The organism is Hwanghaeella sp. (genome assembly GCF_965227365.1).
Lineage (GTDB): Bacteria > Pseudomonadota > Alphaproteobacteria > UBA8366 > Aestuariispiraceae > Hwanghaeella.
In genome coordinates this window covers 2,272,994-2,286,105 of record NZ_OZ245754.1, presented here as the reverse complement: position 1 = coordinate 2,286,105, position 13,112 = coordinate 2,272,994, and the positions used below count along the sequence as shown (strand labels likewise).

The window sequence follows — 13,112 nt, the reverse complement described above, 5'->3', positions numbered from 1 at the left end:
AGTCAGCTGCTCTCCCGCAGTTTGAAGCGTTGGATTTTTCCCGTCTCGGTCTTGGGCAGAACTTCGACGAATTCGATCTCGCGCGGATATTTGTAGGGCGCGATCCGGTTCTTCACGAAGGTCTGAATCTCTTCGGCTAGGGACTGGCCAGCCTCATGTCCCGGACGCAGGACGATATAGGCTTTCACGACGGTGCCGCGATCCTCGGACGGCGCGCCGACCACGGCGCATTCCGCGATACCCGCATGTTCCAGCAGGCAGTCCTCGACTTCCGGCCCGGCGATATTGTAACCGGCCGAAATGATCATGTCGTCGGCCCGGGCAGCGAAATGGAAGTAGCCTTCCTCGTCCATCGAATAGGCATCGCCCGTCAGGTTCCAGCCGTCCCGGACATAAACGGTCTGGCGCTCGTCCGCCAGGTACCGGCAACCGGTAGGGCCGCGGACGGCAAGCCGGCCGACTTCGCCTGGGGGCAGGTCGTTCATGTCGTCGTCGACGATTTTCGCCTCGTATCCCGGCATGGGATATCCGGTGGCGCCGCCGCGCATTTTTTCGGGCGGGGCGGCGATGAAAATATGCAGCATTTCCGTCGACCCCAGTCCGTCGATGCAGGAAATGCCCGTCATCTGCTTCCACGCCTCGAACGTAGCTTTCGGCAGGGTTTCGCCGGCGGAGACGCAGTTGCGCAAGGACCGCAGCACATCGCCCTTATGCGGGGCTGCCTCTTCCACTGCCGTCATGATCGCGCGATAGGCGGTCGGCGCGGTGAAGAGTGTCGTCGCCCCGAATTCGGGAATGGCCTCCAGCAGGGCAGGCGGGGAGGCCATTTCCAATAGTACGGTGCTTGCCCCGAATCGCATCGGAAACAGGACCAGTCCGCCAAGGCCGAATGTGAATGCCAGCGGCGGAGAGCCGATGAAAACGTCCTTTGCCTGAATGCGAAGGCAATGCGGCGGTGTTGCGTCGCAGATCGCCATGACGTCCCGGTGGAAATGCATGGTGCCTTTGGGCTTGCCGGTGGTGCCGGAGGTAAAGGCGATCAGAACGACGTCGTCGGCCGCCGTTTCGACGGGCGCGAAGGAGGACGGCTTGGCCTTCATCAGGCTTTCCAGTTCAGCCCCCGCGCCCGGTTCGCCGGACCCGTTGAAGGCGCAGATCCGTTGCAGGCGGGGGGAGGCCGCCTTGGCGCCTTCCATTTCCTCGATCAGGCGCTCGTCGCATAGCGCCAGGTCGATTTCCGCCTTGTCGATGATGACGCTCAATTCCTTCGCGCGCAGCAACGGCATGGTTGCCACCACGACACCGCCGGCCTTCGCGACCGCGAACCAGCAGGCGACCATCATCGGATTGTTGGCCGATCGTAGCAGTACCCGGTTGCCGGGCTTCAAACCCAGATCCTCGACCAGGACATGGGCGATGCGGTCGGTCTGCGCCTTCAGATGTGCGTAGCTCCACGTCTCGCGTCGGGTGCGCAGGCAGGGGCGGCTGCCCCAACCTTTTTCGATTGCCTTGTCCAGCAATTCGGCCGCGCAGTTCATGCGTTCCGGATATTGGAATTCCGGCCGGTCCAGCAGGAAGGTCGGCCATTGGTCCTGCGGCGGAAGATTGTCCCGCGCGAAGGTGTCGCTATGCGCCGTGTAATTGCCCAACAGATTTGCCATCGGTAAAACCCCCATCTACCCCCTCGCGGCGGCATATTCGGCCAGGGCCTGCCGCGCGATTACGACTTTTTGAACTTCCGACGCGCCTTCGTAGATTCGAAGCGCGCGGATTTCACGGTAGAGCGTTTCCACTGGGTTCCCTGAGACGACGCCGTGCCCGCCGAAAATCTGCACAGCGTCGTCGATTACCTGCTGCGCTTCATCCGTCGCATACAGTTTCGCCATACTTGCCTCGCGGGTGACCCGCGGCGCGCCGTTATCCTTCGTCCAGGCCGCGCGATAGACCAGCAGTGCCGCGGCATCGACGCGCAAAGCCATGTCCGCGAGCTTGCCCTGCACCAGTTGAAGGTCGCCCATCGGCGCACCGAACAACTGGCGAGTGCCGGCCCGGTCGAGGGAGAGATCGAGCGCCTTGCGAGCGAAGCCGAGCGCCGCCGCACCGACGGTTGAGCGGAAGACGTCCAGGTTCATCATCGACAATTTGAAGCCCTGGCCTGGCTGCCCGATCAGCGCGGATTTCGGAACCCGGCAATCGGTGAAGGTGAGGGTGCCCAGCGGATGCGGCGCGATGACGTCGATCCGGTCGGTGACGGCAAAACCGGGGGTATCCGCCGGCACGACGAAGGCGCTCAATCCCTTGGCGCCCGGTGCCTCGCCGGTCCGCGCGACAACCGTATAGACGTCCGCGATACCACCATTGGATATCCAGGTCTTCGTCCCGTTCAGGACGTAGTGGTCGCCGTCCTCTTCCGCCGTGGTGGCGAGGGCTGCGACATCCGATCCCGCTTCCGGTTCCGACAGGGCGAAGGCGGCGACGGCTTCGCCGGCGCGGACTTTCGGCAGCCAGGCGTCCTGCTGCTCCGGTGTGCCGGCCAACGTGACCGGACCGCTGCCGAGGCCCTGCATGACGAAGGAGAAATCGGCGAGCCCGGCATGACGCGCCAGGGTTTCCCGGATCAGACAGAGGGAGCGGACGTCGAGCTTGTCGAACTTTCCGCCATGGCTGGCCGGCACGACGTAATCCGACCACCCGCCGGCCGAAAGGCCCTGGACGAGCTTGCGGCAGGTGCCGTCAAGGTCGTGGTGCTCGTCCGCCAAAAGCGCTGGGAGTTCCGATGCCGCCCAGGCGTCCAGCTCCGCGGCAAGTGTGCGGTGATGATCCTCGAAGAACGGCCAGTCCAGGAAGGATTGATCAGGCATGCTAGTTTCCCTCGAAGGCCGGACGTTCCTTGTTGGCGAAGGCATGGAAGGCGCGGTGATAGTCCTGCGTCTGCATGCAAATGGCCTGGGCCTGGGCCTCGGCTTCGATCGCCTGGGCCAATGTCATGCTCCATTCCTGGTTCAGCATGGTCTTGGTCATCATATGGGCGAAATTCGGACCGTCCGCGAGGCGCTGGGCATAGGCAACGGCATCGTCTAGCAGCGTGTCCGCGTCGACGACCTGGTTGAAGAAGCCCCAGGCGAGGCCTTCATCGGCGCTCATGCTCTTGCCGGTGAAAAGAAGATTGGCGGCGCGGCCCTGGCCGATCACGCGGGGCAGCATGGCGCAGGCGCCCATGTCGCAGCCAGCCAGCCCGACCCGGGTGAACAGGAAGGCGGTCTTGGCGTTCGGCGTTCCGAAACGGATATCGGAATAAAGCGCGATCATGGCGCCCGCACCGGCGCAGACCCCATCGACGGCCGAAATGACCGGCACCGGACAGCCGTTCATGTATTTCACCAGATCGCCGGTCATGCGGGTGAATTCCATCAACCCTTTCATGTCCCGTTCCAGCAGCGGCTTGATGATTTCGAACACATCGCCGCCGGAACAGAAATTGCCGCCCGCGCCGGTGATGACGACGGCCTTGATAACGTCCTGCCGATCGAGGTCGCGGAAGAAGTCGCGCAATTCCGCATAGGAGTCGAAGGTGAGCGGGTTTTTCTTTTCAGGTCGGTTCAAGGTGATGACGGCGACATCGCCCTTCATCTCAAGCAGAAAGTGTTCAGGCGTGGGGACGTCCTGCGCGGTTGCCATTAGCCGGCCTCCTTAATTTCATTGTGTTGTTCCGCCGCGTCGAGCGCGGAATCCCGCGCCGTGGTCAAAAGGTCGTAGAGTTCGTCGATTTCATGGTCACCCAGCCAGGCGAAGATCTCTGCGACCCATTCCTTGTGATGCTTCGCCATGTCGATGAAGATGCCGTGGCCGCGTTTGGTCAGGCAGACGACGATCGAACGCCGATCCGAAGGATGCTGCTGACGCGCGACCAGCCCTTCCTTTTCCAATCTGTCGACCAGTCCCGTGACATTACCGCCGCTGACCCGAAGGTGGCGGCCGACCTCGCTCATCGTCAGGCCTTCCTCATGCCGGTGCAGCACGGCCATCAGATCGAAGCGTGCGAGGGATATGCCGTATTCATCCCGCAGGCGACGGCCGATCTCTTCCTCGATGGTGCGCGACGCCGTCAACATGCGCAGCCAAAGCCGCGTGGCCTTCTGGGCTCTGCTGCGGGACGGGGCCTTGTCCAGACCAAGACGCATCTGGGGCGATTTGTTCGAACTCATCCTGTCATCACCTCCCCACCGGCGACCGCGATGGCCTGACCGGTAATGGAACCGCTTTCCTTGCGGCACAGCCAGGCAACCGCATCGGCGACTTCCGCCGGGTCGACCAGACGGCCCTGCGGATTGGTCGCCGTCAGCGTCTTGCGCGCGGCCGCTTCGTCCATGCCGGTCTTCTCGACGATATTGGCGATGCTTTCTTCCAGCATCGGTGTTTCCGTGAAACCGGGACAGACCGCATTAACCGTGACACCCTTGCGCGCGACCTCGCCGGCCAGCGCCCTGGTCATGCCGATGGCGCCATGCTTGGCGGCGCAATAGGCGGCAACGTAGTCGTAGCCCTTCAGGCCGGCGGTGGAAGCAACGGTCACGATCCTGCCCGCGCCGGCCTTCTTCATGGCGGGGAGGACGGCGCGCGCGCAAAGAAAAGCGCCGGTCAGGTTCACGGCCAGCATCTGGTTCCACAGGTCCAGGCTGGTTCGCTCGAAAGGCGCCGACTCGGCGGCCCCTGCATTGTTCACCAGAATCGACGGCGCCCCCAGTTCCTGGGTAACGGCGGCAACCATGCTTGTTACGGACAGTTCATCGGTCACGTCGGCCGTGAAGGGATGTGCGTTGGTCAGCTGTGCAGCCAGTTCCTTCAACGGCGCTTCCCGCCGGCCGACCAGCGCAAGCGTCGCGCCATCCGCCGACAGGCGTTCCGCGATGGCGGCCCCAATACCGGTTCCGGCCCCGGTGACGATGGCGATCTGGCCCTTTAGCGCAGTCATCTGTTCCACCCGTCCTAAACCTGGATCGCCATATCCGCCGCGCGGGCGAGATTGCGTTCGTATTGATCGCGGCCGGGCAGATACTGGTTCGGCCAGGGCGCGCCCTGATAGCCCTGTTCCGCGGCCGCATGCAGGGTCCAGTAGGGATCGGCCAGATGCGGCCGGGCCAGACAGCAGAGGTCTGCGCGTCCGGCCGCCAGGATGCTGTTCACATGGTCGACTTCGAAGATATTGCCGACCGCCATCGTGGCGATCCCGGCTTCGTTCCGGATACGGTCAGAGAACGGGGTCTGGAACATGCGGCCATAGACCGGCTTGGCCTTGATGCTGGTCTGGCCCGCCGAGACGTCGATGATATCCGCGCCCGCCAGTTTGAAGGCGCGTGCGATTTCCACTGCATCGTCCGGCGTGATGCCCTGATCCCCAACCCAGTCATTGGCGGAGATCCGCACCGACATCGGCTTGTCTTCGGGCCAGGTGGCGCGCATCGCGCTGAAGACCCGAAGGGGGAAGCGCAGGCGGTTCTCAAGCGATCCGCCATAGGCATCCGTCCGCTTGTTGGTCAGCGGCGTCAGGAAGGCGGACAGCAGATATCCGTGTGCGGCATGCAGTTCGACCATGTCGAACCCACAACGTGCGGCCCGTTCCGTCGCCGCAACAAAGGCCGCTTCCACCGCGTCCATGTCGGCTTCGGTCATTTCCCGGGGCGTCTGATTGTTCTCCGACCAGGGAATGGGGGAGGGCGCCAGCAATTCCCAATTCCCGTCATCCAGCGGTTGATCCATGCCTTCCCAGCCGATCTTAGTGGAGCCTTTCGGTCCGCTATGGCCAAGCTGCATGGCGATCTTCGCGCCGGTCCATTGATGCGCGAAGGTGACGATGCGCTTCCAGGCCGCTTCCTGCTCGTCGCTATACATGCCGGGGCATCCGGGGGTGATGCGCCCCTCGGGCGAGACGCAGGTCATCTCCGTGAAGAGAAGACCTGCGCCGCCCTGGGCCCGTGCCCCCAGGTGAACCATGTGGAAATCGTTCGGCACGCCGTCCGTGGCGCTATAGGTCGCCATCGGTGAGACAACGATGCGGTTCTGCAGTTCCATGTCCCGCAGGCGGAACGGTGTGAACATGGGGGGCGGAACGTCGTTCGCCGCCGTATCCTTCATCGCATCAGTCGTGCTTTTGCCTGCAAACCAGCGCTCCACGTCGGTGAGCCATTTTTCGTCACGCAGGCGCAGGTTTTCATGGCTGACCCGCTGGCTGCGCGTCAGCAGGGAATAGGCGAATTGCGGCGGTTCGAAATGGGTGTAGCGTTCCAGTTCCTCGAACCATTCCATGGAATTGCGCGCGGCGCTTTGCAGCTTCAGGACCTCCAGGCGGCGGGCTTCCTGATACTGCTTGAAGGCCGCTTCCATACTGTCCTCGCTGTGCAGCAGGTCGGCGAGCACAATGGCATCTTCCAGGGCGAGTTTCGTACCGGACCCGATGGAGAAATGCGCGGTATGCGCGGCATCCCCCATCAGGACCACATTGCCGTGGTGATAGGTGCCGCAATTGATGCGGGGGAAGTTCAGCCAGGCGGAGCCGCGCAGATGACGCGCATTGCTCATCAGCGGATTGCCGTCCAGGTAGTCCTTGAAGATCTCCTCGCAGATCGCGATCGATTGATCAGTATCAGCCTTGTCCAGACCCAGGCCGCGCCAGGTCTCTTCCGTGCATTCGACGATGAAGGTCGATGTATCGGCATCGAACTTGTAGGCGTGAACCCAGATCCAGCCGTGTTCGGTCTTTTCGAAGATGAAGGTGAAGGCTTCGTACTTCTTCTTGGTGCCGAGCCAGATGAACTTGTTCGGCCGAACATCGATGTCTGGTTGATAAGCTTCCGGGTTGGCGGAGCGGATCTTTGAATTTATGCCGTCCGACGCCACGATCAGATCGTAGTCCTTATAGGCGTCCAGCCCGTCGACCTCGGCCTCGAAGACCAGTTCTATGCCCAGTTCCTGGGCTCGGTCCTGCAAAATGTTCAGCATGCGCTTGCGGCCGATGCCGGCGAAGCCGTGGCCCGTGGAGGTAACGCATTCGCCCTTGAAATGAATGTCGATATCGTCCCAATGCGCGAATTCCGCCAGAATGGCGTCCGCCGTCTTGGCGTCGTTATGGCGCAGGTTTTCCATGGTCTGGTCCGAGAAAACCACGCCCCAGCCGAAGGTGTCGTAGGGACGGTTTCGTTCGACCACGACGATCTCGTGCGACGGGTCCCGGAGTTTCATGGATATGCCGAAATAGAGGCCGGCAGGGCCGCCACCGATACAGGCGATCTTCATTTTCGTGGGCTCCAGGAAGACTGATCCAGCGGAAGTAAAAAGTTTATGACCAGATATTTTATATGTAAAGCAAATAGCAGAAGCCGAAATGCCCGGCCCTTGAAACCGGTTTGAACGGTTAGAATCGCGTGGAAGTTCGGTTATCGTGGTGAAAATCGCGATAGGACAGGGAGAACAAATTCATGAAACAGAATCTGCGGTCCGCCGTTGCCGGGGCCCTTGCAGTCTTATTTGCGTTTACCAGCGCGGGACAAGCAGCGGACCTAACTGTTGAATTCGCCGACCCGGCCTGGACCGGGGGCAAGATCCCCTCCGGACAGCATTGCAAGAAGTTCGGCGGTAATGGCGCCACCCCGCCCTTGAAGGTCTCCGGCATTCCGGCGGAGGCAAACGCCATCGTGGTCGAATTCAACGACAAGAGTTACCAGCAGCTCTCCTACGACGGCGGCCACGGCAAGATCGGTTTCCACATCACGCCCGGAGCGGGAGAGGCGATGTTGCCGGCGGTCCCCGGCGGAACCAGCGACATGCCGGACGGCGTCTGGCTGTTGAAGAAAAACCGTGCCCGTGGTGCCTGGTCCAGCCCCGGCTACCTGCCGCCGTGCTCCGGCGGAAAGAACAACAAATACGCGGCTGAGGTCTATGCGGTAGTAAAAGACGGCGACAATTACGACGAGGTCGCGGAAGGCGAAATCACGCTGGGACGGTATTGAGTGCTACTTAATCCCCGCCCGCATGAAGCTTTGAACGAACTGCCGCTGGAACAGCAGGAAGGCGATCAGCAGCGGGCCTGAGGTCATCAGGGTCGCGGCGTTGATGACGGACCACTCGGTGCCGCTATCGGTCGCGGCGAAGATACTGAGGCCTACGGTGACGGGCCGCGTCTCTTCCGAATTGGTGATGATCAACGGCCAGAGGAAGTTGTTCCAATGGTGGCTGACCGAGACGAGCCCGTAGGCGAGGTAGGTGGGCTTCGCCAGCGGCACATAAACACGCCAGAGCAGCCCCAGGGTCGATGCGCCTTCCAGCCGCGCGGCCTCGTCCAACTCCTTCGGCACGGTCATGAAGGTCTGCCGCAGCAGGAATATCCCGAAACCGGACGCGATATAGGGCAGCGCGATCGCCGGAATGGTGTCGACCAGACTGAAGAAGCGCATCGTCTGATAGTTCTCGACGATCAGAATGTCCGGCATCACCAGCAATTGCAGCAGGACGAGGCCGAACAGGATGCCGCGTCCCGGAAAGGTGAAGCGCGCAAAAGCGAAGGCCGCCAGCGTACAAAGCACGAACTGACAGATCAGGATCAGGGTCACCAGCAGAATGGTGTTCAGGAAATAGCGCGCGAAGGGCGCGGCATCCCAGGCCTTCAGAAAGTTGACCGTCGTCAGCGGCGCGAACAGGTCGAAATTCGCTTCGTATTCCGCCGGATGAATCGCGGTCCAAATCGCGAAGGCCAGCGGCAATCCCCAGAGCAGCGCCAGTGCCCAGGATCCGACGGTGTTCAGCAAACGATCGAGCGGGTTAGCGTGCATCATTTGTAATGCACCTTCTTGTCGAACAGAAAGAATTGGCCGATGGCCAGCAGCGACAGGAGCGCCAGCAACACGACGGTCAAGGTCGCCGCATAGGCCGTGTCCCAGAACCGGAAGGCTGTTTCATAGATGTAGAACAGCAGCAGCGAGGAGGCATTGTCCGGCCCGCCGCCGGTCAGGATGAAGAGGTGGTCGACGAGACGGAAGGAGTTGATCACCGCATTGACGGAGACGAAAAGCGTCGTCGGCATCAGAAGCGGGAAGACCACCCGCCAGAATATGGTCCAGCGTCCGGCGCCCTCGACCCGGGCGGCCTCCAGCAATGACGGCGGGATGGTCTGCAGGGCGGCGAGGTAGAAGATCATGAAGAACCCGGCCTCTTTCCAGATCGTCACCACCATGACGGCGGCGAGCGCCGTATCGGGATCGCCCAGGAAATTGTGTTGGCCGGTGTTGAACAACCCGGTTGCGATCTGATCGAATAGGCCAAAACCCGGTGTATAGAAGAACAGCCAGATGTTCGCCACTGCGATCAGGGGAAGGACCGTCGGCGTGAAATAAGCCATCCGCACGAAGCTGCGTCCGGCGAGCTTCTCGTTCACCCACAGCGCCATTACAAGCGCGATTGCAATGGATGTGGGAATGGTGCCAACGGCGAACCAGAAATTATTGGCGAAGACCTTCCAGAAGGTCGGATCGTCCAGCAGCTGCTGATAGTTTTCCAGCCCGACGAAGACGGATTTCCGGCGTCCGCGCGCTGTAGAGAAGAAACTGTCCACCAAGGTGCGGATGGCGGGCAGGTGGGTGAAGGCAAAAAGAAACACCAGAGCCGGCAGCAACAGCAACCATGCATGGACCCATTCGATGCGGCGCGTCATCCGATGTTCCTTTCACCGGTCCGCCGGCCCCCCTGCCATGCGGGGAACACCCGGGGTCCAACCGTGGGTGTCCGCATGGGGCGAGGGGCCGGCGTTACTATCATTAGGTTACCGGTAAGCCTTCAGGACGGCGTCGGCCTTTTCCTGCGCTTCCTTCAGGGCTTCCGCCGGCGTCTTCTTGCCGGTGATCGCGGCTTCCAGGGCGTCGTTGAAGATACGTGTGACGCGCTGGTTTTCATAAGTCGACAATTCGGCGACCGCGTATTCCAACTGGTCACGCGCGACGAGTGCCGGCGGGAAGTCGGCCGTGTAAGCCTTCATCGCTTCCGTTTCCCAGGTGGCGGGGCGGGGGGCGACATAACCCGTGGCAATGGTCCATTTCGCGGACTGTTCCGGGGCCGTGATCCACTTGATGAAGTTGAATGCGGCCTTCAATTCGGCATCCGTGGAGCCCTTGAACATATAGAAGTTGCCGCCACCGGTCGGTGCGCCGCGGCGCTTGTTGGCGGGCAGCATGGCGACACCGAAGTCAAACGGCGCGTTCTTGCGGACGTTTGTCAGGTTGCCGGTCGTCGTCCACATCATCGCGGTCTGACCTTCGAAGAAGGCTTTCGGCGTGGAGCCCCATTCGATGATGCCGGGCGCCATCACGCCGTGCTTGCCGCTGAGGTCGACAAGATATTGCAGTGCTTCGACCACTTTCGGATCGTCGAAATTGGTCTTGTTGCCGTCATTGTTGGCCAGGATGACGTCGTTCTGTGTCGACAGGCCCTGGAACAGCCAATAAGGAAAGCCTGAGCTCGGGATACGCACGCCCCAACGTTCGACTTCGCCGGCGGCGTTCTTCTTGACGAGCTTTTTGCCCATCGAGACCATTTCGTCCCAGGTGGCCGGCGGGGTGTTCGGGTCCAGACCGGCTTCCTTGAAGGCTTCCTTGTTCCAGTACAGCACCGGCGTGGAGCGCTGGAACGGGATGCCATAGGTCTTGCCGCCCGTGCGGCTGTTTTCCATGAAGGACGGATAGAAGGAGTTCAGCCATTCCTTGTCTTCCGCCGTCGTCGCATAATCGTCGAAGGGCAGGATCAGGTCTTCGTCCAGCAGGGTGAACATGTCGACCGACAGGATAACCGAGAGCTGCGGGGCGTCACCGCCACGCGCGGCGGTCAGCACCTTCGCGACCGTGTCCTGATAGGAACCGGCATAGACCGCGTCGATTTTCACGCCCGGATTGGCGGCGACATATTCGTCGGTCAAAGACTGGATCGTGTCCGCGGCGGCACCGCCGACGGCGACCGGGAAGTAGAACTGAAGTTCCACGTCTTCAGCATAAGCGGCCGTCGCGACAGACGTACACATCGCGATCGCCGCTGCGCCCATGGTCCTTTTCAGAGGACTGATAAACATTTCTCTCTCCTTTTGCTCGCCGGGAAGCCCGGCTTTTGCAGGTCAAACTGTTATCGACCAACTCGGCTGTTATTGTTGACGGGTGCGGTCCGCGTTTTCAGCCGTTCCAACCACTTATTGTTTTCCGCACAGTGCGGCAGCGACGGAGTTGAGTTCTCCGTCACAGCGTGCGCCAGTCTCGCCGTCGAATAGATGCATATTCTCCGGCTTGAATCCGATTGTGACCGCCTCTCCGCGGTTGATGCTCATGCCGCCCGGCGCCGAGACGACGAAACGGCTGTCGCCGGCCTGGCATGTAACCAGGGTCTCTGAGCCCAGGAATTCAGCTTCGACGACCGTCGCTTCCATCGGGCCGCCCTGCGAGAGCGTCATGACCTCTGGCCGGATCCCGATCAGGAAATCGCGCGACGCCAAACCGCCGGCTTTGGCGCCGAAGGCCGCGGCAGGAATAAGGTTCATGGGCGGCGTTCCAATGAAACGGGCCGCGAAGACCGTCGCGGGGCGTTCGTATATTTCCCGCGGGGACGCCGCCTGTTCCACATGTCCCTTGTTCATCAGGGCGACCTGATCGGCCATGGTGATGGCCTCCACCTGATCGTGGGTCACATAAACCATGGTGAAGCCCAGTTTCTGTTGCAGGGCGCGGATTTCGCTTCGCATCTCGTGCCGCAACCGCGCATCCAGGTTGGAAAGCGGTTCATCCATCAGGCAGACGGGACGCTCGGCGATGATGGCGCGGCCCAGGGCAACACGCTGCTGCTGGCCGCCGGAGAGCTGTGAGGGTTTGCGATCCAGGTATGGCGTCAGTTCCAGCAGGTCGGCAACGCGGGACAAACGGTCGGTTCGCTCGGTCTGGGGAACGCGCCGGGTCCGCAAACCGAAGGTGATGTTCTCCGCGACCGATAGATGCGGGAACAGCGCGTAGGACTGGAACACCATGGCGATGTTCCGTTTCGCGGGCGGAAGGGAGGTGACATCCTGGTCCCCGATCACGACCGCGCCGGAATCCGGATATTCGAGACCTGCGATGATGCGCAACGTCGTGGATTTTCCACATCCCGAAGGCCCCAGCAACGCTGTGAATTGCCCGGCAGGGATTTCCAGGTCCACACCATCGACCGCGGGCGGATCGGCCCAGGCCTTGGTGATCTTGCGTAGCGATATCGATTTTCCGTTGGACGTCATGGCCGTGCGCCCTCTTTCCCGCAAACGGTGATCGTCGCGCCCGATTTTAGCAGTTTGTCCGCAATTGCGGGCGGTGGTTCTTTATCGCAGAAGACGTTGTTCACTTCGGCGATATGGCCGCCGCGCACATGTGCATTGCGTTCGAATTTCATGTGGTCCAACACCAAAAATGACGTTCGGCAGTTACGCAGGATCGCCTGTCGGGCCGCGACTTCCTCTTCATGGAAATCAAGCAAGCCGCCATCGGCATCCACGGCGGCGACACCGAAAATGCCGAAATCGGCCTTATAGCTCTCGAAGAAGGCTACCGCCGAGGGGCCGATGATGTCACCGTCGCCGCGACGGATCAGACCGCCGGGGATGCTCACATCGAAGGTTCCCGCCGCATTGGCGATCATTGCGATGTTCAGGTTGTTGGTTTGGATCTTGAGATTCGTGTGATTGAGCAGAGCGGAAACGACGGCTTCCGGCGTCGTGCCGATCGAAATTGACAGGGAAGAACCGTTGGGGATCGCCTCGGCCACCGCGGCGGCAATCTGTTGCTTGGCGGAATAGCGCAGCACCTTGCGCATTTTGTATTCGAGGTTTCCGACACCGGCCAGTTGAACGCCGCCATGAACGCGGCGCAGCAACCCCTTGTCGCACAACCCATTTACGTCCTTACGGATCGTTTGGGTGCTGACGGAAAATCGTTCCGCCAGTTCGTCAATTCCGGCAAAGCCTGTCGCGCGGACAAGTTCAGCGATCTCGGATTGCCTTTCCGAGAGAACGTCCGCGCCAGCATGCATTAAATCAAGGGACTGAGCTTTCATATGAAACTTAT

Annotated in this window: 12 protein-coding genes; 1 reads left to right on the top strand and 11 read right to left on the bottom strand. The window is 61.3% G+C overall.

Annotation, left to right across the window (positions count from 1 at the left end; translation table 11 throughout):
• Positions 1-2 precede the first annotated feature (2 nt).
• From ACQK2G_RS10385 to ACQK2G_RS10360, 6 genes are read right to left on the bottom strand one after another with little or no spacing between them, the layout of a single operon-like run.
• Positions 3-1,661, bottom strand: coding sequence for an AMP-binding protein (locus tag ACQK2G_RS10385; protein WP_425404957.1), 1,659 nt, complete (start codon positions 1,659-1,661; stop codon positions 3-5).
• Between the two features lie 15 nt (positions 1,662-1,676).
• Positions 1,677-2,861 carry an acyl-CoA dehydrogenase family protein gene (locus tag ACQK2G_RS10380; RefSeq protein ID WP_425404956.1) on the bottom strand — a complete coding sequence of 395 codons (1,185 nt, stop codon included), beginning with the start codon at positions 2,859-2,861 and terminating at the stop codon, positions 1,677-1,679.
• 1 nt (position 2,862) lies between these two features.
• Positions 2,863-3,678, bottom strand: a complete 816-nt coding sequence (locus ACQK2G_RS10375) for an enoyl-CoA hydratase family protein (protein WP_425404955.1) — start codon at positions 3,676-3,678, stop codon at positions 2,863-2,865.
• Entirely contained in the window at positions 3,678-4,205 is a 528-nt protein-coding gene (locus ACQK2G_RS10370; protein ID WP_425404954.1) for a MarR family winged helix-turn-helix transcriptional regulator, read from the bottom strand. The genes ACQK2G_RS10375 and ACQK2G_RS10370 overlap by 1 nt, the downstream gene beginning before the upstream one ends.
• On the bottom strand, positions 4,202-4,972 hold the full coding sequence (locus ACQK2G_RS10365) for an SDR family NAD(P)-dependent oxidoreductase (protein ID WP_425404953.1): 771 nt from the start codon (positions 4,970-4,972) through the stop codon (positions 4,202-4,204). Before ACQK2G_RS10365 ends, ACQK2G_RS10370 begins: the two co-directional genes overlap by 4 nt.
• A gap of 14 nt (positions 4,973-4,986) precedes the next feature.
• Positions 4,987-7,290, bottom strand: a complete 2,304-nt coding sequence (locus tag ACQK2G_RS10360) for a bifunctional salicylyl-CoA 5-hydroxylase/oxidoreductase (RefSeq protein WP_425404952.1) — start codon at positions 7,288-7,290, stop codon at positions 4,987-4,989.
• A gap of 182 nt (positions 7,291-7,472) precedes the next feature.
• Between ACQK2G_RS10360 and ACQK2G_RS10355 the strand changes: the two genes are divergently transcribed.
• On the top strand, positions 7,473-8,003 hold the full coding sequence (locus ACQK2G_RS10355; RefSeq protein ID WP_425404951.1) for a hypothetical protein: 531 nt from the start codon (positions 7,473-7,475) through the stop codon (positions 8,001-8,003).
• Positions 8,004-8,006: 3 nt separating this feature from the next.
• Here ACQK2G_RS10355 and ACQK2G_RS10350 read toward each other — a convergent pair whose 3' ends face one another.
• From ACQK2G_RS10350 to ACQK2G_RS10330, 5 genes are all read right to left on the bottom strand, one after another.
• Positions 8,007-8,825: a carbohydrate ABC transporter permease gene (locus ACQK2G_RS10350; RefSeq protein ID WP_425404950.1), complete on the bottom strand. Its 819-nt coding sequence runs from the start codon at positions 8,823-8,825 to the stop codon at positions 8,007-8,009.
• On the bottom strand, positions 8,822-9,700 hold the full coding sequence (locus ACQK2G_RS10345; RefSeq protein WP_425404949.1) for a carbohydrate ABC transporter permease: 879 nt from the start codon (positions 9,698-9,700) through the stop codon (positions 8,822-8,824). The genes ACQK2G_RS10350 and ACQK2G_RS10345 overlap by 4 nt, the downstream gene beginning before the upstream one ends.
• A gap of 108 nt (positions 9,701-9,808) precedes the next feature.
• A complete protein-coding gene (locus ACQK2G_RS10340) occupies positions 9,809-11,104 on the bottom strand; it encodes an ABC transporter substrate-binding protein (protein WP_425404948.1) in 1,296 nt (431 codons plus the stop codon).
• A 114-nt stretch (positions 11,105-11,218) separates the two neighbouring features.
• On the bottom strand, positions 11,219-12,289 hold the full coding sequence (locus tag ACQK2G_RS10335; protein ID WP_425404947.1) for an ABC transporter ATP-binding protein: 1,071 nt from the start codon (positions 12,287-12,289) through the stop codon (positions 11,219-11,221).
• Positions 12,286-13,101 (bottom strand): DeoR/GlpR family DNA-binding transcription regulator, encoded by an 816-nt coding sequence (locus ACQK2G_RS10330; RefSeq protein ID WP_425404946.1) that lies wholly within the window; start codon positions 13,099-13,101, stop codon positions 12,286-12,288. Before ACQK2G_RS10330 ends, ACQK2G_RS10335 begins: the two co-directional genes overlap by 4 nt.
• Positions 13,102-13,112 lie beyond the last annotated feature (11 nt).